Source organism: Bacillus velezensis (assembly GCF_001461825.1).
GTDB classification, from domain to species: domain Bacteria; phylum Bacillota; class Bacilli; order Bacillales; family Bacillaceae; genus Bacillus; species Bacillus velezensis.
Window position 1 is genome coordinate 320,209 of record NZ_LLZC01000018.1, and the last position, 21,420, is coordinate 341,628.

Here is a 21,420-nt window from a genome sequence, read left to right on the forward strand (position 1 = left end):
GATTGTTTCATACTTCTTAGATAACATTTCAGCTCCCGCTTCTATCCTGCAGCTGCAATCCAATCAATATATTTTTTGGATGATCGGGAAACCGCCAAAGTTATTCTTTCCTTGTCACAATATGATGATACGGCTTAAAGCACGGTTTAAGTCAACAAAAGAATCTTGTGATTCCGTTTCGGTTACTCACATCAGACATAGGTCACGAAAGGTGAATGTGAAGTCTTGGAATTTTCTTGATGTGATAAAGCGTACCGTATCACATGGGTGAGAGGCAATTAAAAAACGTTTCTGATCAAAACAAAAGGACGGCGATGCATGTGCAGGAAGGAAACAGCGTTGATATCAGGCCGCTCAGCCTGAATGATGCAGAGCAGGAACTGGTTTTGCAGACGGAAAACCGCATGTTCTTTGAACGGTTTGCCATGTCGAGACAAGAGGATTTTTATACGCTGGAAGGCCGGAAAAGACGAATTGAACAATCACTGAAGAATGCGGAAAATGACACAGAATACAGCTTCGGCATTTTTCTTCAAGATCAGACCCTGATTGGCACGATCAGCCTTTTTCAGGTGGTTCGGGGTTCCCTCCAAAGCGCTTTTATCGGTTATTTTTTAGATGGCAAACATAACGGGAAAGGCTATGCGACGAAGGCTGTCAAGCTGGCAGTCGATTATGCATTCAATGAGCTGAAACTGCATCGGATATAAGCCGGAGTCATGCCGCACAATAAGTCGTCAATCCGGGTGCTCGAAAAAGCTGGTTTTCATAAAGAAGGCATTGCGAGAAAAAATGTAAAAATAAATGGAAAATGGGAAGATCATCAGGTGCTGGCGATCATACATCCGGAGGATACATGACGATATCCTCCTTTTTTATATCCTTCGTCTCTTTCGACAGGTTCTTCCTAAAACTTCAAATCAATTGTCTAAATCATACTATTTGCAAATTCAAAAAAAAATAAAGGGTATATAGAACTGAAAACTCTGAAAGATGTGCTCATTGTCAACACGTCCTAAAGTCATATTTTTCGAAAGGATATTGATTTTTTGATAGGATTAAACTAAATTGTAAAAGTATAGAATAGTTAATTTATTTTGTAAGAAAAGGATGATAATATGATAGGTCAATTGAGCAATAAAAAAATATTTTTAAGTTCTTTTTTCATCATTTTGATCTGTTCATTACTCTTCCAATTCAGTATTTCAGATAAAGTTCTGCAGTCGTATTATTCTTCCGTCGGAGAAAGTACCTACGATATCGGGGAGAAAAGTGTTCGTACGATTGTCATGTTTCTGCAAGGGTTTATGATCTTCACAACTTTTGTGGAAATTCTGATAGGCGGATTTCTGTTATTCGTTGCCGCTTTTATTCTCGGTACAAAAAAACCGAAAAAAATATATTTGCTTCTATATACACTGACTTCTTTAATCTCGGCATTTAAAATGTTGATTCTTTCAGTTGTTAACTACTTAACGGCTGATTCCTCGCTTATATATTCTGCCGGCGGCACCAGCTTGAGTCTGCAGCTGCTGGACCCATTTCTGCTCATATCAATCGCGGCTCTTTATGCTGCCGCAGGAAAACTGACCGATCTCAGTAAAGGCAAGAGAATCATTTTGACTGGATGTTTTGTTTTACTAAAACTCTTTACTATTTTCTTAAACTATTTTATGGCGGATAAAATTTAGCTCGGGAGAGAGTCAATTAAGCTGAATTTTATTATAAATTAAAAAAACAGAGTAGGGAGATGTTATGATGAACTTAGTAAAATCTAATAAAAAGTCTTTCATTTTGTTTGGCGCGGCTCTTGCTGCAGCAACATTGGTTTATGCACTATTATTAACGGGAACTGAATTAAACGTGGCGGCGGCTCATGCATTCTCAGCCAATGCTGAATTAGCTTCTACTCTCGGCATCTCTACAGCAGCAGCTAAAAAAGCAATTGATATTATTGATGCAGCATCAACAATTGCTTCTATCATTTCTCTTATCGGTATCGTTACAGGCGCAGGCGCGATTTCTTATGCAATCGTTGCAACAGCAAAAACAATGATTAAGAAATACGGCAAAAAATACGCAGCTGCTTGGTAAAATCGATCAATAAATAATTGCTCTTTTTGTACAAGCTGCAAAAAGAGCCTCTCTCCCAAATACATATGCAAGGATTGAAAGTATGATAGTCAAACAAATTGCGGCTCTTATCAAATATAATACCCTGTCATCGTTTCGAAAAAGAAAGGAAGATTGGGGCATTCCTCAACTCAACAGCAAACTGCTGTCTGCCATTATTATTTCTCTGTTATGTTTATATCTCGTTTTCCTGGGATGCGGTGTTGTATTCGGGACAAAACTGATTCAGCTGCCCCTCAGCGCATGGGGGCAATTTGTTTTAATCGCCGTTTCACTTGAGCAGCTTTTTTGGGCTGCCGGCTTCTTTAAAGAACATCACAATGCCTTTCTGCTGGATACGCGTAAGGTCATTCATCAATTAAAAAAGGTGCGTTTTTTACAGCTGTTTTCTGTTTTTGCCGGCCAGGCGATCAAAAAAACCATTTTCGTATGGTATCTTTTTGTTTTTCCGGTCTTTTTGTTTTTATCAAGCGCAGGCATGACCGGGTCTGCGGCGATCATCGTATTTTTCTTGGGCTTCGTTTATTTTCTTCTCAATTTATTTTTATCTATGCTGTTTTCTTATGTTGTTTATCTTCTTACAAATATGTGGAGCAAATTGTTTTACTTGAAAATCATGAAAGGCATTTTATTCAGCGTCAGCCTGCTGGTTCCGCTTGCAGTCGGGTATGCCGTTTATCTTCTCGTGTTTGGGGAGTATACCGCAAAGGATCTTTCAAGCTTTACGGAGTCACCGGCTTTCCGGAACATCCTCATGAATACGCCGTATGTATGGTTAGCATTCCGCTCACATTCCGTGCTCGTTTTCGCTGCGGTGTTTGCGGCCGCCGTCCTTTTAACGGCGGGAATGTTTAAACTGTGGTCGGCCACCCTGAAGAAAATGGACCTTATTCCTTATATGTTTTTGACAAACGCAGATTTTGCGCCAAAGCTGAAATTATATAGAAATAACAAAATATTTCATGCCGTTTTTCAAAAGGACCTCCTGTTCTTATCGAGAATTGACGGGTTTTTTATCAGGAACTTCGGCAGTATGCTGTATTTGTTCATGCTGTTTTTAGGTTTTTGTATTCCGCTTTTATCGCATCACTTTATCGGGTATTCGGCAGCCGCCATCGTGTCTGCGGCGGTTATCATTGCGAACTTTTCGTATCAGCTCGTCGGAGATGCGCTCAAAACAGTATTATCAGTGGACGGGGAAATAAAAAATCAGCATTTGTTTCACCGGAATATCAAACATGCGTGGCAGCTGGTGTTTCCGAAAGTATGTATTTATAATCTCGCCGCTCTTATCTATTCGTTCATCATCACCATTTTGATTACGGTGTTTTTTCCGTCTTCTGCGGCGCTGACGATTTACTTGTTTATTGTGTTTTTATGTTCGGGTTTTTTATACAGTCTTGTCCAGATTTCAAGCACCGCCCTGTATCCTAAGAAAAACTGGGAGCATCTGTACGAAATTGGAGAAGCGGGGAAAGCAAAGACGTATAACAACTTATACAGTTCTTTCATTTTCATTGTGTCGCTTCAAATCGCTGCGATCACATCGTATTTTATCTATAAAAAGCCGGAACTTGAAACGATGCTTATTCATTCTGCATCAGGTATTTTTGTCCTGTTCACACTATTAAACTATGGAGTCATGTTTCTGTTTCTTCGCAGAATCAATATGGCGGAAAGGTTTGCGAACAATGATTAAATTAGTGAATATACAAAAAAACTATAGTGAAAAACAGGTGTTGAAAGATATTTCGTTTGAGGTGAAAAAAGGCTCAATTTATGCTTTGCTGGGGACTAATGGAGTCGGGAAAACAACGACTTTGAAAATCATTTCGGGCCTGCTTAAACCGACTTCAGGCCGCGTCATGATTGACGGCAAGGAACTGGATTCAGAAGAGGGGGGGCAACTATCGGCTGATATCGGTTTTGTGCCCGACCATGCTTTTTTATATGATTACTTAACGGGAGTCGAATACTTGCGTTTTACAGCGGAGATGTTTCAAGTGCCGTCTCAGCGGACAAATGATTATATAAAGAATATGTTAGAGACGCTGAAGCTTGCTCAAGACGGAAATCAGCTGATTAAAACATATTCACACGGAATGAAACAAAAATTATCAATTGCGGCCGCGCTCATTCATCAGCCAAAGATATTAATTCTTGACGAGCCGCTGACGGGCATTGATTTAATCAGCGGTAAAACGATACGGACGTTATTAAAGGAGTACGTCAAGCAGGGAAATACGGTCCTGTTATCGACTCACCTGCTGGAGCTGGCACATTCGCTGTGCGATACGATCGGTATTATACATGAGGGCGTTTTTGCGGCGGAGTATCAGTCATCCGAGCATTCATTAGAAGAGATTGAAGAATTGGCTGAGAGTATCTATACATGATGAACCGCCTGTTGCCGGCAATCAGGACGTCTGTCATTCCGTTAACCGCGTCATTGCTGTTTTTTTCAGGGGGTGTGATCGCTGCGTTTTTTTCCGATCACTTTGTTTCATCAGCGTCTTACAACGGCTCGTCAGGCGCGGTTGAACTGCTGAAAAATAATGCAATCGCTTGTCTGTTTTTAGCCGCGGGTTTTTTTACCTTTGGGTTGACCTCAATCTTTTATTTATTCACCAATGGGTTTATTTTAAGCGGCTCTATTATAGAAAATCTGCATAGCGGGGTTCCTTTTTATCAGATTTTTTTACTGCTAATTCCTCATGGTATATTTGAAGTTCCTGCGTTATTATTAAGTGGCGCCATTGGTTTTAAGGGCGTTGAATTGGTCATCAGGCTGTGTTTTTCTAAGGAAAAAAAGATAATCGCTTCAATGTTCAGGCATATTGGAATATTGGTGCTGCTTATTATTTGTCTGCTGATCGCCGCTGCCATTATTGAAGCTTACATCACACCAATTTTTAAGTAAAAGGGGCAGAAATCATATGAGAAGTAAATTATCATTAATCGGTGTGCCGATTGTTATGATTATCGGTTATATCATTTCTTTATCCTTTGAGTGGCTGTTTCCTGTTCTTACTTTTGGGGTGGCAGGACTATATCTCTTTATATTTGCTCCGGTGCAAAATAAATTCATTCGTTACATCTTTTTGTTTATTTTTGTGATTAATCTGTTAGCCAGTGCGGCTCTTTATCTCGGTATTTAATAAAAAAATGACATTCATATTGAATGTCATTTTTTTTATCTTCGAGCGGCTCTGCTGCGTGTTAAAATCTGTCGCCGTTGAAAATAGAGTTTTTTACGATCACGTAGTCGACATTGCGGATGGCTTCGAGTGTATTGCCGCCGGCGTAAGAGATGGAAGATTGCAGATCCTGCTCCATTTCAACCAGCGTGTCCTGTAAAGACCCTTTATGTTCGACATGCATTTTTTTGCCTTCGACGTTTTTCTTTTCGCCTTTTTGAAATTCGGAAGCGGAGCCGAAATATTCTTTGTACAGCTTTCCATCGATTTCGATCGTTTGTCCCGGTGATTCTTCGTGGCCGGCGAATAATGATCCGATCATGACCATGGATGCGCCGAATCGGATGGATTTCGCGATATCGCCGTGCGTGCGGATGCCGCCGTCAGCAATGATCGGTTTGCTCGCCGCTTTTGCGCACCAGCGAAGCGCGGCTAATTGCCACCCGCCGGTTCCGAAGCCGGTTTTAATTTTGGTGATGCAGACTTTCCCGGGGCCGATTCCCACTTTTGTCGCGTCGGCGCCCGCGCGTTCCAGCTCCCTTACGGCTTCAGGCGTCCCGACATTCCCTGCGATGACAAAGCTTTCCGGGACATGTTCTTTAATAAATTGAATCATGCTGATCACGGCATTGGAATGGCCGTGCGCGATATCAATGGTAATATAATCCGGCACAAGCTCCTGTGCTTTCAGCTCCCGGATGAATTCATAATCATTTTCCTTCACGCCGACACTGATGGAAGAAATCAGTCCGCGCGCTTTCATATCCCGGACAAAAGCCAGGCGTTTTTCCGGCTCGAAGCGGTGCATGATATAAAAATACCCGTTTTCCGCGAGCCAGGCCGCGATGTTTTCATCTATAATCGTCTGCATGTTGGCCGGCACGACCGGAAGTTTAAACGTGTGCCCGCCCAACGTAACTGATGTATCACATTCAGATCGGCTTTCAACAATGCATTTTGCAGGAATCAGCTGAATATCTTCGTAATCAAATACATTTTCCATATATAACACCCCTAAAAGCGAATAATAGAATTAAATAAAATTAAAATGTTCGTCTTTTTATAATGTACTTTGTTTTGTCAGGAATGTCAAATGATTTCATGCCGCCTCATCTGCGGTCAGCTTGTCATCCATTTGCAGTTTGGTTATCATAGTAGTATTGGGTGTTGTAAGACATTTGTTACGATAGATAGATTTGCAGAAGAAGGGAGGGGCCGGTGTGGAACAAAAACAGCCCGGGCACAGCCCGAAAGCCCAGAAAATTCAGGACCGGATTATTTTAGGCACGATTTGGGTCGTGTCGGCGCTTGTCATTGCGCTTGTTGTCGGAACCGTCATGAATTATATTTGGATGTTTAAATAAAAAAGAGTCTGTGCCGGTATGACACAGACTCTTTTTTATTATTTTTCAAACATGCTTGTAGAATGCAGAGGCTGGACGCGCGCTTTCGGGTCCATGTAAGCCTTCGCGTTGTTCACGGCTGTCGGAGCTTCGCCGAAACCGCTGGCGATCAGCTTGACCTTGCCTTCATATGTGCAGATATCTCCGGCGGCAAAGAAGCCTTCGATATTCGTTTCCATTGTGCTTTTGACGACGATGGAATTTTTCTCGATTTCAAGGCCCCAGTTTTTAATCGGGCCGAGAGAAGAAACAAAGCCGTAGTTTACGATCAGGTCATCAATTTCAATGATTTCTTTACGGTCGCCTTTCACTTCTTCGAGAACGAGCTGTTCGATCCGGTCTTCACCGACAAGTTCAGCGGGAACAAACGGTGTCAGCACGTTGACTTTAGAATTATGCAGGTTTTCGACACTGTGCTCATGCGCGCGGAATTTATCACGGCGGTGGATGATGCTGACTTCTTTGGCGATCGGCTCAAGCATGAGCGCCCAGTCAACCGCGGAATCGCCGCCGCCCAGAACGGCAACGCGTCTGCCTGCGAATTGATTGAGGTCGTCAATGAAGTAGTGCAGGTTTTTGCCTTCATATTGTTCCGCTGATTCCAGCTCAAGCTTTCTCGGCTTAAATGCGCCGTTTCCCGCGGTGATAATAACCGTTTTTGAATAATGCGTTTCTGAATTCGTGACAAGCTTAAACACACCGTCCGCCTGTTTTTCAACAGATTCAACGGCCTGCTCTAAGCAGATGGTCTGATCGAACTTTGCCATTTGCTCTTTTAAGTTGTTCACAAGTTCTTGGGCGCGGATTTTCGGGAATCCGGCTACATCATAAATATATTTTTCAGGGTACAGCGCGCTGAGCTGGCCGCCAAGCTGAGGCAGGCTCTCGATGATTTTGACGCTCGCCTGTCTCATTCCCCCGTAAAAAGCGGTAAACAGGCCGACCGGGCCGCCGCCGATGACCGTAATATCATAAACCTTTGAATCCTCTTGCATACCAAATTGCCTCCTAATTGAAAATTGTTATTAATTATAACATACAATTTAAAAGGATGACGAGTGCCGAAAACCGCCCGGCCGCTTCATTCTTGAAAAAAATTGCGGCCGCGCTAATATGGGGACAAATTCCAATCTGTTTTTTCCTGAATGTTTTCTGATTCTTCCGGATAGTATGGTGATATGCAGACATGTGCGGTTTTCTAAAAAATTTTATATTTCATTTCATAAAATCCCGCCAATAAGCTGAAGCTAATACAAATGTTGATTTGATTATGCGTCTAACAGCAAAAAAAAGAAGGTGGATGTGATGGCATTGAATAAACCCAAAATCGTGGTTTTAGGTGCAGGTTATGGTGGATTAATGACAGTAACAAGGCTTCCGAAGCATATCGGGGCAAATGACGCTGACATTACTTTGGTCAATAAACACAATTATCATTATGAAACGACATGGATGCATGAAGCGAGCGCAGGAACGCTGCATCATGACCGCTGCAGATATCAAATAAAAGATGTAATCAATGAATCACGGGTCAAATTTGTGCAGGATACCGTAAAAGCGATAGATGTGCAAAATAAAAAGGTGACGCTTTCACAAGGGGACATCCCTTATGATTATCTCGTCATCGGGCTTGGCGCCGTCCCTGAAACATTCGGGATTAAAGGCTTAAAAGAATTCGCTTTTCCGATCGCGAATATTAATACGTCGCGCCAGCTGAAAGACCATATTGAGCTCCAATTTGCGACATACAATACGGAGGCTGAAAAACGCCCTGACCGCTTAACCATCGTTGTCGGCGGAGCGGGCTTTACGGGAATTGAATTTCTCGGTGAACTTGCGAACCGCAAGCCGGAGTTATGCAGATATTATGATATAGATGAAAGTCTCGTCCGGATCGTCTGTGTCGAGGCCGCCCCGACGGTTTTGCCGGGATTTGATCCGGAGCTTGTCGATTACGCCGTTCAATACCTTGAGAGCAAAGGCGTTGAATTTAAAATCGGCACCGCGGTTCAAGAATGCCGCGCAGACGGTGTCACAGTCGGCAAGAAAGATGAAGAGCCGGAAGAAATCAAATCGCAGACTGTTGTCTGGGCCGCGGGCGTGCGCGGACATCCGATCGTGGAGGAAGCGGGTTTTGAAAATATGCGCGGCCGTGTCAAGGTCAACCCTGATCTTCGGGCGCCGGGACATGATGACGTTTTTATTCTCGGCGACAGCTCGCTCTTTATCAATGAAGAGACGGAACGGCCGTACCCGCCGACTGCTCAGATCGCGATGCAGCAAGGAGAAACGGTCGCCAAAAATCTGGGCGGTTTGATTAAAGGAGGCCAGCTTGAAGAGTTCAAGCCTGACATTAAAGGAACCGTCGCCTCCCTCGGTGAGCATAACGCCGTCGGAGTCGTATACGGCAGGAAGCTCAAAGGCATGCCGGCGTCCTTTATGAAAAAGGTCATTGACAACCGCTCGCTCTTTATGATCGGCGGTCTGGGCCTGACGCTGAAAAAAGGGAAGTTTAAATTCTTCTGAAAACCCGCGGCCGCGGGTTTTCTCTTTTTTTTAGAAAAGAGCGATATAAAAAGCATGTAAGAGAAAAAAATGAATGTTTCCGCTTACATGAGTTGATTTGTTACATATTCTGACTTGGTGCTTGACAGTAAATATGGTATATTATCAGAAAATTAAGAAAAAAGGGTGATCCGCATGAAAACGACAGCAAAAAGCACGGCGGCGTGTCCGTTCTGCTCAGGTAAAGGGTATTTTCAATTGCTTCTTGGCGGCTCCGAAACATGTCCCTCCTGCCAGGGAAGCGGCAAAGAGAGACGCTGATTTTTCCAGACGTTGACTTTTTTACCGTCCCCGAGGTACACTGAAAGTGCTGTAGGGGGTGGATGTTTGTGATTAGTTTGCCGGTTGTCCTGATCTCAATCGTACTATTTTTTGTACTGTTTTTCGGCATAGGCTTTCTGTTGAACATGCTGCTTAGAATGTCGTGGATTATGGCTGTTGTCTATCCGATTGTATGCCTTTTCATTATCAGCAATAAAAAGATGATCAGTTACGTGCAGGCGCCGGGGGAATCCTTTCAAAGCCTGTTTCAGCGCATCATGTCATTAGCGGTTGCGGATGTTGTGATTTTGGCGGGCGGACTGGCGGGAGCCATCATGTCAGGCATTGCCATAAAGGCGCTCAGAAAAAGAGGATATCAAATGTTTTAAGCCGCTTTCTTATTCGAGAAAGCTTTTTTTGTGTCGCGGCGCTTTTTGTATAGCACCTCACCGAGTTGGGAACAATGACTCGGAGGAGAGTGATTTCAGATTGACGATAATCAGACGCGTATTCATGATCGTGCTCTTTTTGGGCGCATGCCATGCGACATACTTTTCCATAACCGGTGTTGAAGCAAAGGATCTGACAAATTGGATGACGGAACATCGCGGCGCCGTTTTGAAAAACATCGCAACTCCGTTTCAATCCTTACAGAATCAGCCGGAAAAGAAGGCATCAGGCAGGATAAAACCGCTGGAAGAAGCTTTTGACTGGGAACGCTATCCGTCACAAAAGGTGACGGCCACCGGTTATACCGCCGGAGCGGAATCTACCGGAAAATCTCCGGGGCATCCGCAGTACGGAATTACATATTCAGGCGTGAAGGTCAAACGAGATTTATATTCAACTGTTGCGGCCGATCCGTCTGTTTTCCCGATCGGGACGATTCTGTTTATACCGAATTACGGTTACGGGGTTGTCGCCGATACCGGCTCAAAAATTAAAGGCAGCCGCCTTGACCTCTACTTTGACACCGTCAAGGACGTCTATAACAATTGGGGCAAAAAAACACTTGAGGTCTACATTATTAAAAAAGGGAACGGCACAGTGACCGAGGACGAACTTGTAAAGCTGAACGAAACCAAGTCGCTGCAAGTGTTCAGAAATCAATACAAAACGGTAAAAGAATAAAAACGCTTCAGCATCCGCTGAAGCGTTTTTTACATAAAGAGATAATCTAAAATCAATGTCAGCACAATACCGGTGACGCCGCCGAAGAATACTTCAATCGGCTGATGGCCGAGCAGTTCTTTCAGTTTCTTCTGTTTTTCCTTCTCTTCCGCTTTCTGAAAGTCCTTCGCTTCGCTGACAAACCGATTAAAGTCGATGACAAGTTTATTAATGACCGTCGCCTGTTCACCCGCATGCCGCCTGACACCTGTAGCGTCGAACATCGTAATGACGGCGAAAATCGCGGCGACTGCAAACAGGGGCGAGTCCAGCCCCTGTTGCAAAGCGACTCCGGTTGACAGCGCAGTGACGGCGGCGGAATGGGAGCTCGGCATGCCGCCTGTGCTCGTCACAAGAGACCAGTCAAGTTTTTTGGATACGATAAATTGAATAGGCACTTTTACAACTTGGGCAAAAATAATGGCGGCAAAACTCGCCAGTAAAGGAAAATTCATAAGTACATCCATATGCGACATCCTTTCTGTATCTGCTGATTCCGATCGCATCGAAAAACTGCAGAAAACGCCCTTAGTTTGGTAAAATAAAATCAATGAAAAATGTTTTTTCATTATACCACTTTACATAACAAATACCCACATAAGGAGTGTGTACTCATGTTTTATGCATCTGATCAACTGCGGCATCCCGAAACACTGGTCATCGGTCTTTTTCAAAAAAGCACGCTGAACGGATTTACGAAGGAATTGGATGATAAATTGGACGGTCATCTGACCCAGCTGTTAAAGGATGGTGATGTGTCCGCCAAACGCAATCGTGTATCAAAAGTATACCCTCCGGCTGCGACCGGTATGAAACGTATTTATTTTATCGGCCTGGGAAGAGAAGCGGATTATTCGTTTGAAGATACGAAAGAATGCTTTGCACGAGTATTTCAGCAGGTTCATCAAGATAAAAAACAGGAAGTATCCGTGTTGCTCGATACATTCGTCTCCGGTGAAGTGCCTGCCGCCGATGCCGCTCATGCGCTTTCAGAAAGCTGTCTGCTTGCGGTTTACGAAGTGCAGGATTATAAACATAAATCGAATGAGCCGGATCAGGAACTGAAATCAGTCTGCGCCGTGACCGAAGAAGACCTGAGGGAAGTGCAGGCCGGCCTGAACGTCGGAGCGGCATACGGCCAAGGGACGAATTCAGCCCGCACGCTTGTGAATATGCCGGGTAATATGCTGACGGCCACTGATTTGGCGTCATATGCCGCTGAGCTTGCGGCGAAATACGATTTCGAGTGTGAAATTTTAGAAAAAGATGAAATGGAAGAGCTCGGCATGGGAGGGCTGCTTGCTGTTAACAAGGGCTCATCCGAACCGCCGAAAATGATCGTTCTGAAGTATCAGGGCAAAGATCAGTGGGAAGACGTCATCGGCCTGGTCGGTAAAGGAATTACCTTTGATACGGGCGGATATTCAATTAAGCCGAAAACCGGCATTGTCGGCATGAAAAGCGATATGGGAGGGGCCGCCTCGGTATTAGGGGCAATGGAGATTATCGGCGAACTGCGGCCTGAACAAAACGTGCTCGCTGTCATACCGTCTACGGACAACATGATTTCGTCCGATGCGATGAAGCCGGATGATGTCATCGTTTCGCTCAGCGGAAAAACCATTGAGATCCTGAACACCGATGCGGAAGGGCGTCTCGTGCTTGCCGACGGCATCACATACGCCAAGCAGCACGGAGCCTCTGTCCTCGTAGACGTCGCAACGTTAACGGGCGGTGTCATTGTCGCCTTAGGGAACGAAATGACGGGCGCTATGACTAATCACGCCGCGTTTTATGAACAGGTGGCGGAATCGGCGAAAGAATCCGGCGAGCCGATCTGGCAGCTTCCGATTACAGAAAAGGATAAAAAACGGGTGAGAAACAGTCAGATGGCTGATTTGAACAATTCTCCGGGAAGAGAAGGCCACGCGATTATGGCGGGGGCATTCATTGGTGAATTCGCGGAAAACACGCCGTGGGTTCATCTCGATATTGCGGGAACCGCAACGGCGAATAAAGCGACATGCTTCGGCCCTGCCGGCGCAACAGGCGTCATGGCAAGGACGTTGGCTGTTTTGACTGAGCGGTTTACGCCCGAAAGATAACAGCAACCCGCTGCCTTGATGCAGCGGGTTTTTTGATTTCCAAAATCTTTAGTTGACTAAAGCGCAGAATCTATGGTAACTTTAATTATCTACTACATTAGCAAACTAAAGGATTTTTGGAGGGACTCATCAATGAATGCTGTTGTTGTCGCAGTATTGCTTATGCTCGTCTTAAGCCTGCTGCGTGTCAATATTATTATAGCTTTAATGATCGGCGCGCTTGCCGGCGGGCTGACCGGCGGCTTAGGCCTCGGAGAGACGGTGAAGGCTTTTACGGACGGTCTCGGCGGAAATGCCACCGTCGCGGTCAGCTACGCGCTGCTCGGAGCATTTGCCGCGGCGCTGACAAAGACGGGGCTTCCCGATGCAATGGTGGAAGCGTCTGTCAAACTAATCGGAAAAAAGGAAGATTCGCGGAAAAAAGCACTGTCAAAAGTGTTAATCGTACTGATTATTTTAATCATATCCTGTTTCTCGCAAAACGTGGTGCCCGTTCACATTGCGTTTATTCCTGTATTGATTCCGCCGCTTTTAAAAATATTTAACGAACTTGAAATAGACCGCAGGCTGATCGCGTGTGTGATGACATTCGGACTGACTGCGCCGTATATCGTTCTGCCTGTCGGATTCGGACAGATTTTCCAGGGGATGCTGAGAGATAATATGGCGTCAGCCGGTTTAAAGGTGCCGCTCAGTGATATCCCGTATGCTTTAATCATCCCGACGGCCGGGATGGCGGTCGGTTTAATTTTAGCCGTCATCGTCTTCCGGAAACCGAAGAAATATGAGACGAAGGAGATTGCCGGACTATCGTCTTCTCCTTATACGAAAAAAAGCATTGCCATCGCCCTGATCTCCATTGCCGTGTCGCTTGCCGTTCAGCTCTATCTGTCACAGGTGCTCGGAGTGGAAGGTATGATCATGGGCGCGCTTGCCGGCTTGTTTACGCTGTTTATCAGCGGAGTCATGAAGCGCAATGAAGCGGATAAGCTGATCACGGACGGCATGATTCTGATGGCTTTTATCGGGTTTGTCATGCTTGTTGCAGCCGGTTTTTCAAATGTATTGAATAAAACGGGCGATGTGGCTTCCTTGGTCAAAGCATCAACAGGCTTTATCGGCCACAGCCAATCATTAGGCGCGCTCCTGATGCTGGTGGTCGGTTTATTAATCACGATGGGAATCGGATCATCATTTGCAACCGTACCCGTCATTACGACCATATTTGTCCCGCTGTGCGCTCAGCTCGGATTCAGCCCGATGGCGACGATCGCCGTAATCGGAGCGGCCGCCGCGGTCGGTGATGCGGGTTCTCCTGCAAGTGACAGTACGCTCGGGCCGACGTCAGGCCTCAGCGCCGACGGACAGCACCACCACATTTGGGATACGTGCGTACCGACATTTATTTTCTATAACATTCCGCTTGTGATATTCGGCTGGATTGCCGCGCTTGTCCTGTAAAAAAAGGCTCCCGGAAAGGGGAGCCTTTTTGTATGCTGAGAACATCTTACGCCGGATTTCTGCTGAACCCCGTCGCTTTATGAATAGACCTGTATACGGCAGGCGCGATTGATGCCAATAACAGTGCTAAAACGATATCTTTTATGAAAAACCATATCATGTAAAACCAGGCCATTCCGTAGCTGATCGGAGCATGAAGCCATAATTTCAGCGCAATATACGTATAGGTCGTGCCAATGATATAAATGACGGCGGTACCGATCAAAGAGGCCCATGCATAATGCAGGCGGCCGGGTTTTTTTGTTTTTTCCAGCAGCCATCCGGCTGCAAATGCCGCCGGGATGTAAGCGAGAATAAATCCGCCGCTCTTTCCGATAAACGGCGCAAAGCCTGCTGAGAATTGGGCGAAAACAGGCGCCCCCGCGAGTCCGGCCAATGCGTATACCGTCATTGCAATGGCTGCCCGTCTGGCGCCGAGAAGCATCGCGGCTAACAGACAAAAGAAAGGCTGCAGCGATAACGGAATTCCCGCAACTTGCAAAAAAGGAGCCATTGATGTAATGTTGGCGCCGACGGCCATCAGTGCGGCAAACATGCCGATAAGCGCCATATCGCCCGCACGAAGGTTGCGTTGTTTCATTTGTTTTTCCCCCTTACACTTGTACCAGATTAGCGTAATCGAAGGGTGATTGATTGTCAACAAAGATTTAATGCAGGTTTACTAAATGGAGGGAGCCATATGTTTTTCGGGAAAACGAAACAAACAAAACAGTCGGAACGGATTCCGCCAAACCAAAATGTCACAACGAAGTTTCCCGTGCTTCACGCCGGAAATGTTCCTTATTATGAAGATATGTCAAAATGGAATCTGCAAGTGTACGGGCTTGTTGACCGTCCTATGCTGTTAAGCTTTGAAGATATCAAAGCCTTTCCTGAAGCCGAAGTGAAAAATGATATTCATTGCGTCACGGGCTGGTCCCGTCTTGATAATATCTGGCAGGGAATACGCGCCAAAGACATCGCTGAGAAAGCGGGCGTGCACAAAGAAGCGGGATTCGTCATTCTGCACGCTGAAGAGGGCTGGACGGCCAACCTGCCGCTTTCTGATTTTACGCGGGAAACATCCCTGCTGGCATATGCGCATAACGGCGAGCCGTTAACGCCAGAGCACGGCTATCCGCTAAGAGGCGTTTTCCCCCATCTTTATTTTTGGAAAAGCGCAAAATGGCTGCGCGGCATTCAGTTTACAAAGGAAAACCACCCCGGCTTTTGGGAGAAAAACGGCTACCATATGAGGGGAGATCCATGGAAGAATGAGCGCTTTACATGGGATTAAGCCTCCTATCACTATATAGTTCTTAGGTACCTTATTGAAATAAGGTGCTTTTTTTATATCAAAAATCCATTGACTTTGTTTGGCAAAAAACCTATTATTTGAGGTGTCTTTTGATATTGAAAATCATTATCAATAAGCATAGATAAAGCAATTGCCGCAAAGGGGATGAACACATAATGGACGGAAAACAAATAAAGCGGGGTTTCGCGCCGGCCGGCCGATACGCGGTTCCGGGCACAGAAGTAAGAGAAATGCGCTCAAAAGGAGGCCGTACGTATCGTATCTTTGTCTCTTTTCCTCAAGAAGAACCGCCTGCATCCGGCTTCCCCGTCATATACCTGCTCGATGCGAATTCCGTATTCGGCACAATGGCCGAAGCTTTGCGGGTGCAAAGCCGACGGCCTGAAAAAACAGGCGTTGTTCCGGCGGTGATTGTCGGAATCGGCTACCCGACAGATCAGCCGTTTTCCGCCGAACGTCACAGTGATTTTACGATGCCGCTTTCTGAATCAGAACTGCCGGTGCATCCGCGCGGCGCGGCATGGCCCGAACAGGGAGGGGCGGAAGCATTTCTGGAGTTTATAGAAGAAGAAGTAAAGCCCGCGATGGAGCGGGATTATCCGATCGACAGAGGCAGGCAGACGATTTTCGGCCATTCGCTGGGCGGTCTTTTTGTGCTGCAAGTGCTTTTGACGAGGCCGGACATGTTTCAGACCTATGTTGCCGGGAGTCCGTCAATTCACTGGAACAAGCGTTTTATTCAGGAAAAAGCGGAACGTTTGTCAGACCGGCTCTCTGCGGAAAATCTTCAAGTCAGCGTATTGCTGGCTGCGGGAGAAATTGAAAAAACACATAAAAGCAGAATCCCGCAGCACGCAGAGGCGCTGTACTCTTTATTATCCGGGTTTGAAGATGATGGAGTCCGTGCTGAATACAGCGAGTTTGAAGGAGAAGGCCATATTTCTGTCCTGCCCGTTTTAATCAGCAGAGCCCTGCGTTTCTGCCTGAATCCGGGAGGGCCGCATACCCCGTATTCTCCCGTATGAGAAAAAACAGGCCCTTCGAACTAAATGCGGCTGATTCTAATTTTCTAATTGACTGCGTGTTTTGATTTGGATATGATTGTCTTGAATCATAATTGATAATGATAATCATTATCAATATAGAAAGGGAATGATAATATGGACGCATTGGGAATGAAAGGGAAAACGGCCGTTGTCACCGGCGCCGCTCAAGGCATCGGAGAAGCAACAGCGCTTGCCCTTGCTGAACAAGGCGTAAATGTGGCAGCTATAGATACAAATGAAGACTTGCTTCTCGGGCTTACTGACAGACTTCGGAAAAAAGGCGTGCAGGCGCAGGGGTTTGCCGCAGATGTATCTGACAGTGCGGCTGTCAATGATATCATCGCCGCCGTTGAACGCGACATGGGGCCTATTGAAATATTGGCGAACGTTGCGGGCGTGCTGCGGCCGGGTCCGGTGCAATCCCTCAGTGATGAAGATTGGGATCAAACATTTTCTGTTAATACGACCGGCGTTTTTCATGTATCGCGGGCTGTAAGCCGGTACATGATTGAGCGTCAAAAAGGCGCCATCGTTACGGTCGGTTCGAATGCAGCCGGCGTTCCGCGTGCTTCCATGGCGGCTTATGCGGCGTCAAAAGCGGCTGCCGTCATGTTTACGAAATGCCTCGGACTGGAGCTTGCGGCCCATCATATCCGCTGCAACATCGTATCTCCGGGTTCAACGGAAACCGACATGCAGCGGGCGCTGTGGCAGGACGAGAACGGAGCCCGGGACGTCATCAGAGGTTCGCTTGATACATATAAAACGGGAATTCCGCTTCAAAAGCTGGCGAAGCCTTCTGATATTGCAAATGCCGTTTTGTTTCTGGCTTCTGAACAGGCAAACCATATTACGATGCATGATTTATGCGTTGATGGCGGCGCTACTTTAGGCGTTTGATTTAACGAGAAGGAGGGACAAACATGACAAATCAACATTTATTGGCGGAAGTGTCAGCAAAAGAGGTGCTGGACGCTTACAAGCCCGGGGCGTTCTTTTTAGCTTCCCCGAAAAGTACGATGCTTGCGGAAGGAATGTTTGCGGAAGTGCCTGATACAGACGCGGAAAATCAGCTGGATTCACTGCCTGAACGCGTGAGACAGACGCTTCTTGAGGCAAAGCAAGCCGGCATCAAACATCCGATTGCGGCCGGCGCCATTCCTTTTGACAGCAGAAAAGCTTCCCGGCTTTTTGTACCGAAGAATGTCCATACGGCAGGCCCGCTTTCGTTTGCGGTATCTTCCGCAGAAAAGCCGCAATCCAATACATATGACATCTGTCCCGTTCCGGAGCCTGAGGGCTTTATGAGCGGTGTGGAACAAGGCGTATTCAACATTACGGACGGTCCGCTCAGCAAAATCGTGCTGTCAAGGACGCTTCATCTGACCGCTGAAAAGGATATCGACATTCCTCAGGCCGTCAAGCATTTGGCGCAGCACAACCCGCGCGGCTATACATTCGCTGCGGATGTGACGGGAACGTCAGAAACAAGAAAAACGCTTTTCGGCGCAAGTCCTGAACTGCTGCTGTCCAAAAACGGAACATCAATTCTGTCCAATCCGCTGGCAGGTTCCAGACCTCGCAGCACAGATCCCGCCGAGGATCAGAGAAGAGCGGAAGAACTGCTGCAATCAGCAAAAGATCTGCATGAACATGCCGTAGTCGTGGCCGCCGTGGCCGCCGCCCTTAAACCGTTCTGCCGTGTGCTTGATGTGCCGGAAAAACCGTCACTCATTAAAACTGAGGCGATGTGGCACCTGTCCACCGAGGTAAAGGGAGAGCTGCGTGATCCGTCAACGACATCACTTGAGCTGGCCATCGCCCTGCATCCGACACCCGCGGTATGCGGAACGCCGACGGATGCGGCGAGAGAAGCGATTCAGGATATTGAGCCGTTTGACCGCAATTTCTACACGGGAATGGCGGGCTGGTGTGATGCTGAGGGTGACGGAGAATGGATTATCGCACTCCGCTGCGCCGAAGCGGAAACAAGGTCTCTCCGGCTCTTTGCGGGTGCCGGGATTGTCGCCGGATCAAAGCCGCAGGATGAACTGGACGAGACCTCGGCCAAATTCCGCACCATGCTCCGGGCGATGGGGCTTTACCAAGATGAGTTGTAAAAAAGGAGGGAACGGATCGTGCTGACTGGATTTACGCCATGGCCGGAAGAATGGGCTGACAAATACCGAAAAGACGGCTGCTGGAAGGGTGAGACGTTCGGAGGAATGCTGAAAGAGCGCGCGGCTTTATACGGAAATCAAACTGCCGTGACGTGTAAAGATGTACATTGGAGCTACAAAGAATTAGATGAAAGGGCCGATCGTTTAGCGGCGGGACTGCATAAGCTCGGAATTCAAAAGGAAGACCGCGTTGTCGTTCAGCTGCCGAATATCGCTGAGTTTTTTGAAGTGATTTTCGCGCTGTTCCGGCTCGGAGCACTGCCCGTTTTCGCACTGCCTTCTCATAGAAGCAGTGAGATTACGTATTTCTGCGAGTTTGCAGAGGCGAAAGCATACATCATTCCTGATATGCATTCAGGTTTTGATTACAGAGCGCTTGCCAGACAGGTGAAAGACAAACTTCCGGATTTGGCGCATGTCATTGTGGCCGGCGCAGCTGAAGAGTTTCAAGAACTGAGCAGCCTGCATAGAGAGCCTGTTCAGCTGGAAGATATAAGCCCGGCGGAAGTCGCCTTTTTACAGCTTTCAGGAGGCAGTACGGGGCTGTCCAAGCTGATTCCGCGAACACACGACGATTACATATACAGTTTGCGCATCAGCGCGGAAATATGCGGCTTGGATCATCACAGCGTTTATTTGGCCGCTCTGCCGACAGCGCATAATTATCCGCTCAGCTCGCCGGGTGTGCTGGGAACTTTATATGCCGGAGGCCGGGTTGTTCTGTCACCGACGCCGAGTCCGGATGACTGCTTCCCGTTAATTGAAAAAGAACGTGTCACAATTACAGCGCTCGTCCCGCCGCTTGCGATGGTGTGGATGGACGCATCCGGTTCGCGAAGTGATGATTTATCAAGCCTTCAAGTGCTGCAGGTGGGAGGCGCCAAATTCAGCGCTGAGGCGGCCCGCCGCGTGAAGAGCGCTTTCGGATGCACCCTTCAGCAGGTTTTCGGAATGGCGGAAGGATTGGTGAATTATACGAGACTGGATGATCCTGAAGAGATCATTGTCAATACGCAAGGCAGACCGATGTCACCTTTTGATGAGGTCAGGGTTTTAGACGATAACGGGCGGGATGTCGCCCCCGGTGAAGCGGGACATTTGTTTACACGCGGCCCTTACACGATTCGCGGATATTATAAAGCGCCTGAACATAATGAAAGATCATTCACAGCCGACGGATTTTATCAGACCGGCGATATCGTCAAACTGACGGCGGACGGCTATATCATCGTCGAAGGACGTGCGAAAGATCAAATCAATCGGGGCGGTGAAAAAATAGCCGCTGAGGAGGTGGAAAATCACCTTCTTGCGCATCCTGCCGTTCATGATGCGGCCATGGTTTCAATGCCGGATGATTTTCTCGGGGAGAGATCCTGTGTGTTCGTCATCCCGAAAGGAGAAGCGCCGAAACCGGGAGAGCTGAAAGCATTTTTACGTGAGCGCGGATTGGCGGCATATAAAATCCCCGACCGGATTGAATTTATCGCTTCTTTCCCGAAAACCGGCGTCGGCAAGGTCAGTAAAAAGGATCTTCGCGAAACGATCGCCCAAAAAGTAAAGCCGGCTGAAATCAAACAATCTTAAAAAAAGGAAGTGTTTACATTGGCTATACCGTCTATTCCCGCATATGCGCTGCCGACAGCGTCAGATATGCCTGAAAATAAAGTATCGTGGACGCTGAATCCGAAACGCGCGGTGCTTCTGATCCATGACATGCAGAATTATTTCGTCGATGCTTTTGCGAAAGGTGAGGCTCCGATCACGGAGGCGGCTCAGAATATCAAAAAAATAAAAGAGCAATGCAAAGCACTCGGCATTCCGGTGGTGTATACCGCGCAGCCGGGCAGCCAAGACCCGGCGGACCGCGCGCTGCTGACGGATTTTTGGGGGCCGGGGCTAAAAAGCGGGCCTTATGAAGAAAAGGTCATTCCGGAGCTTGCCCCGGATGATCAGGACATTGTCCTCACAAAGTGGAGATACAGCGCGTTTAAACGGACGAATCTCCTTGACATCATGCGTGAAAGCGGCAGAGACCAGCTCATGATTACGGGAATTTATGCACACATCGGCTGTCTCGTCACAGCCTGTGAAGCATTTATGGATGATATCCAAAGCTTCTTTATCGGAGACGCCGTGGCTGATTTTTCTTCGGAAAAACATAAGATGGCCATCGAATATGCGTCTCAGCGCTGCGCTTACACGGCTTTGACAAACGAAGTACTGGAGCTGCTGGGCGGCGCGCCGGTTTCTGAAGGAGAAGAGAAGGCTTCCGCCGTATTGACAAAAGACCGGGTGCGGGAACAAATTGCGGCGATTCTTCAAGAATCACCGTCTGATATTCCGGATCATGAAGACCTGCTGGATAGAGGTCTTGACTCCGTCAGAATCATGAGCCTTGTCGAACAATGGCGCCGTGACGGAGCTGAAGTGACGTTTGTGGAACTGGCGGAGAACCCGACGCTGGAAGAGTGGTGGAGACTTCTTTCTTCCCGATCTCAAAAAGTCTTGCCGAACGCAGATTATTTATAAAGGGAGAGAATAG

23 protein-coding genes and 1 pseudogene are annotated in these 21,420 nt (G+C 47.0%); 20 read left to right on the forward strand and 4 right to left on the reverse strand.

Annotated features, from left to right (window positions below; genetic code table 11):
- Positions 1-314: 314 nt before the first annotated feature.
- The 7 genes and pseudogenes from AR442_RS10300 (at position 315) to AR442_RS10330 (ending at position 5,291) form a co-directional block, all read left to right on the forward strand.
- Positions 315-860, forward strand: a pseudogene (locus AR442_RS10300) (GNAT family N-acetyltransferase).
- A 258-nt stretch (positions 861-1,118) separates the two neighbouring features.
- Entirely contained in the window at positions 1,119-1,691 is a 573-nt protein-coding gene (locus AR442_RS10305; RefSeq protein WP_007613520.1) for a hypothetical protein, read from the forward strand.
- A 67-nt stretch (positions 1,692-1,758) separates the two neighbouring features.
- Positions 1,759-2,094 carry an uberolysin/carnocyclin family circular bacteriocin gene (locus AR442_RS10310; protein ID WP_003151973.1) on the forward strand — a complete coding sequence of 112 codons (336 nt, stop codon included), beginning with the start codon at positions 1,759-1,761 and terminating at the stop codon, positions 2,092-2,094.
- An 82-nt stretch (positions 2,095-2,176) separates the two neighbouring features.
- The gene (locus tag AR442_RS10315) at positions 2,177-3,832 is read left to right on the forward strand and encodes a hypothetical protein (RefSeq protein WP_053285180.1); all 1,656 of its coding nucleotides are present in this window, start codon (positions 2,177-2,179) and stop codon (positions 3,830-3,832) included.
- Positions 3,825-4,529 carry an ABC transporter ATP-binding protein gene (locus AR442_RS10320; RefSeq protein ID WP_017419446.1) on the forward strand — a complete coding sequence of 235 codons (705 nt, stop codon included), beginning with the start codon at positions 3,825-3,827 and terminating at the stop codon, positions 4,527-4,529. The genes AR442_RS10315 and AR442_RS10320 overlap by 8 nt, the downstream gene beginning before the upstream one ends.
- Positions 4,526-5,053, forward strand: coding sequence for a stage II sporulation protein M (locus AR442_RS10325; protein ID WP_053285181.1), 528 nt, complete (start codon positions 4,526-4,528; stop codon positions 5,051-5,053). Before AR442_RS10320 ends, AR442_RS10325 begins: the two co-directional genes overlap by 4 nt.
- 16 nt (positions 5,054-5,069) lie before the next feature.
- A complete protein-coding gene (locus AR442_RS10330) occupies positions 5,070-5,291 on the forward strand; it encodes a DUF5970 family protein (RefSeq protein ID WP_053285182.1) in 222 nt (73 codons plus the stop codon).
- 61 nt (positions 5,292-5,352) lie between these two features.
- Here AR442_RS10330 and guaC read toward each other — a convergent pair whose 3' ends face one another.
- Positions 5,353-6,333 carry a GMP reductase gene (guaC, locus tag AR442_RS10335; protein ID WP_053285183.1) on the reverse strand — a complete coding sequence of 327 codons (981 nt, stop codon included), beginning with the start codon at positions 6,331-6,333 and terminating at the stop codon, positions 5,353-5,355.
- Positions 6,334-6,550: 217 nt separating this feature from the next.
- Between guaC and AR442_RS20640 the strand changes: the two genes are divergently transcribed.
- Positions 6,551-6,694: a hypothetical protein gene (locus AR442_RS20640; RefSeq protein WP_003151982.1), complete on the forward strand. Its 144-nt coding sequence runs from the start codon at positions 6,551-6,553 to the stop codon at positions 6,692-6,694.
- A 38-nt stretch (positions 6,695-6,732) separates the two neighbouring features.
- On the opposite strand, the gene yumC is transcribed toward AR442_RS20640, so the two are convergent.
- Positions 6,733-7,728, reverse strand: coding sequence for a ferredoxin--NADP reductase 2 (yumC, locus tag AR442_RS10340; RefSeq protein ID WP_007613496.1), 996 nt, complete (start codon positions 7,726-7,728; stop codon positions 6,733-6,735).
- A gap of 310 nt (positions 7,729-8,038) precedes the next feature.
- Here yumC and AR442_RS10345 point away from each other — a divergent pair, with 310 nt between their 5' ends.
- The 4 genes from AR442_RS10345 (at position 8,039) to AR442_RS10355 (ending at position 10,690) form a co-directional block, all read left to right on the forward strand.
- Positions 8,039-9,259, forward strand: a complete 1,221-nt coding sequence (locus AR442_RS10345) for an NAD(P)/FAD-dependent oxidoreductase (protein ID WP_007408709.1) — start codon at positions 8,039-8,041, stop codon at positions 9,257-9,259.
- A gap of 174 nt (positions 9,260-9,433) precedes the next feature.
- Complete coding sequence (locus tag AR442_RS20325; RefSeq protein ID WP_007408708.1) at positions 9,434-9,559, forward strand: YuiA family protein; 126 nt, start codon at positions 9,434-9,436, stop codon at positions 9,557-9,559.
- 68 nt (positions 9,560-9,627) lie between these two features.
- The gene (locus tag AR442_RS10350; protein ID WP_003151989.1) at positions 9,628-9,948 is read left to right on the forward strand and encodes a YuiB family protein; all 321 of its coding nucleotides are present in this window, start codon (positions 9,628-9,630) and stop codon (positions 9,946-9,948) included.
- Positions 9,949-10,048: 100 nt separating this feature from the next.
- Positions 10,049-10,690, forward strand: a complete 642-nt coding sequence (locus AR442_RS10355; RefSeq protein ID WP_014418783.1) for a 3D domain-containing protein — start codon at positions 10,049-10,051, stop codon at positions 10,688-10,690.
- Positions 10,691-10,719: 29 nt separating this feature from the next.
- Here the strand turns inward: AR442_RS10355 and AR442_RS10360 are convergent, their stop codons facing one another.
- Complete coding sequence (locus tag AR442_RS10360) at positions 10,720-11,196, reverse strand: divergent PAP2 family protein (protein ID WP_014418782.1); 477 nt, start codon at positions 11,194-11,196, stop codon at positions 10,720-10,722.
- A 147-nt stretch (positions 11,197-11,343) separates the two neighbouring features.
- On the opposite strand from AR442_RS10360, the gene AR442_RS10365 reads away from it, so the two are divergent.
- Entirely contained in the window at positions 11,344-12,834 is a 1,491-nt protein-coding gene (locus AR442_RS10365) for a leucyl aminopeptidase (RefSeq protein ID WP_007408704.1), read from the forward strand.
- A 132-nt stretch (positions 12,835-12,966) separates the two neighbouring features.
- Positions 12,967-14,295, forward strand: coding sequence for a Na+/H+ antiporter NhaC family protein (locus AR442_RS10370; RefSeq protein ID WP_007613482.1), 1,329 nt, complete (start codon positions 12,967-12,969; stop codon positions 14,293-14,295).
- Between the two features lie 46 nt (positions 14,296-14,341).
- Here the strand turns inward: AR442_RS10370 and AR442_RS10375 are convergent, their stop codons facing one another.
- Positions 14,342-14,935, reverse strand: coding sequence for a biotin transporter BioY (locus AR442_RS10375; RefSeq protein WP_007408702.1), 594 nt, complete (start codon positions 14,933-14,935; stop codon positions 14,342-14,344).
- A gap of 99 nt (positions 14,936-15,034) precedes the next feature.
- Here AR442_RS10375 and AR442_RS10380 point away from each other — a divergent pair, with 99 nt between their 5' ends.
- From AR442_RS10380 to AR442_RS10405, 6 genes are all read left to right on the forward strand, one after another.
- Complete coding sequence (locus AR442_RS10380; RefSeq protein ID WP_012118333.1) at positions 15,035-15,631, forward strand: sulfite oxidase-like oxidoreductase; 597 nt, start codon at positions 15,035-15,037, stop codon at positions 15,629-15,631.
- Between the two features lie 176 nt (positions 15,632-15,807).
- The gene (locus AR442_RS10385) at positions 15,808-16,677 is read left to right on the forward strand and encodes an alpha/beta hydrolase (RefSeq protein WP_021495378.1); all 870 of its coding nucleotides are present in this window, start codon (positions 15,808-15,810) and stop codon (positions 16,675-16,677) included.
- A gap of 135 nt (positions 16,678-16,812) precedes the next feature.
- On the forward strand, positions 16,813-17,598 hold the full coding sequence (locus AR442_RS10390; protein WP_014418780.1) for a 2,3-dihydro-2,3-dihydroxybenzoate dehydrogenase: 786 nt from the start codon (positions 16,813-16,815) through the stop codon (positions 17,596-17,598).
- A 23-nt stretch (positions 17,599-17,621) separates the two neighbouring features.
- Positions 17,622-18,818, forward strand: a complete 1,197-nt coding sequence (gene dhbC, locus AR442_RS10395) for an isochorismate synthase DhbC (RefSeq protein WP_021495377.1) — start codon at positions 17,622-17,624, stop codon at positions 18,816-18,818.
- An 18-nt stretch (positions 18,819-18,836) separates the two neighbouring features.
- On the forward strand, positions 18,837-20,462 hold the full coding sequence (locus AR442_RS10400) for a (2,3-dihydroxybenzoyl)adenylate synthase (protein WP_053285184.1): 1,626 nt from the start codon (positions 18,837-18,839) through the stop codon (positions 20,460-20,462).
- Positions 20,463-20,480: 18 nt separating this feature from the next.
- A complete protein-coding gene (locus AR442_RS10405; RefSeq protein WP_021495375.1) occupies positions 20,481-21,407 on the forward strand; it encodes an isochorismatase in 927 nt (308 codons plus the stop codon).
- The last annotated feature ends 13 nt before the right edge of the window (positions 21,408-21,420 follow it).

Bases quoted from the DNA above. Each gene is read 5' to 3' on its own strand.
- AR442_RS10305 (WP_007613520.1), top strand. From the start codon at position 1,119: ATGATAGGTCAATTGAGCAATAAAAAAATATTTTTAAGTTCTTTTTTC.
- AR442_RS10310 (WP_003151973.1), top strand. From the start codon at position 1,759: ATGAACTTAGTAAAATCTAATAAAAAGTCTTTCATTTTGTTTGGCGCG.
- AR442_RS10315 (WP_053285180.1), top strand. From the start codon at position 2,177: ATGATAGTCAAACAAATTGCGGCTCTTATCAAATATAATACCCTGTCA.
- AR442_RS10320 (WP_017419446.1), top strand. From the start codon at position 3,825: ATGATTAAATTAGTGAATATACAAAAAAACTATAGTGAAAAACAGGTG.
- AR442_RS10325 (WP_053285181.1), top strand. From the start codon at position 4,526: ATGATGAACCGCCTGTTGCCGGCAATCAGGACGTCTGTCATTCCGTTA.
- AR442_RS10330 (WP_053285182.1), top strand. From the start codon at position 5,070: ATGAGAAGTAAATTATCATTAATCGGTGTGCCGATTGTTATGATTATC.
- guaC (WP_053285183.1), bottom strand. From the start codon at position 6,333: ATGGAAAATGTATTTGATTACGAAGATATTCAGCTGATTCCTGCAAAA.
- yumC (WP_007613496.1), bottom strand. From the start codon at position 7,728: ATGCAAGAGGATTCAAAGGTTTATGATATTACGGTCATCGGCGGCGGC.
- AR442_RS10345 (WP_007408709.1), top strand. From the start codon at position 8,039: ATGGCATTGAATAAACCCAAAATCGTGGTTTTAGGTGCAGGTTATGGT.
- AR442_RS20325 (WP_007408708.1), top strand. From the start codon at position 9,434: ATGAAAACGACAGCAAAAAGCACGGCGGCGTGTCCGTTCTGCTCAGGT.
- AR442_RS10360 (WP_014418782.1), bottom strand. From the start codon at position 11,196: ATGGATGTACTTATGAATTTTCCTTTACTGGCGAGTTTTGCCGCCATT.
- AR442_RS10365 (WP_007408704.1), top strand. From the start codon at position 11,344: ATGTTTTATGCATCTGATCAACTGCGGCATCCCGAAACACTGGTCATC.
- AR442_RS10370 (WP_007613482.1), top strand. From the start codon at position 12,967: ATGAATGCTGTTGTTGTCGCAGTATTGCTTATGCTCGTCTTAAGCCTG.
- AR442_RS10375 (WP_007408702.1), bottom strand. From the start codon at position 14,935: ATGAAACAACGCAACCTTCGTGCGGGCGATATGGCGCTTATCGGCATG.
- AR442_RS10380 (WP_012118333.1), top strand. From the start codon at position 15,035: ATGTTTTTCGGGAAAACGAAACAAACAAAACAGTCGGAACGGATTCCG.
- AR442_RS10385 (WP_021495378.1), top strand. From the start codon at position 15,808: ATGGACGGAAAACAAATAAAGCGGGGTTTCGCGCCGGCCGGCCGATAC.
- AR442_RS10390 (WP_014418780.1), top strand. From the start codon at position 16,813: ATGGACGCATTGGGAATGAAAGGGAAAACGGCCGTTGTCACCGGCGCC.
- dhbC (WP_021495377.1), top strand. From the start codon at position 17,622: ATGACAAATCAACATTTATTGGCGGAAGTGTCAGCAAAAGAGGTGCTG.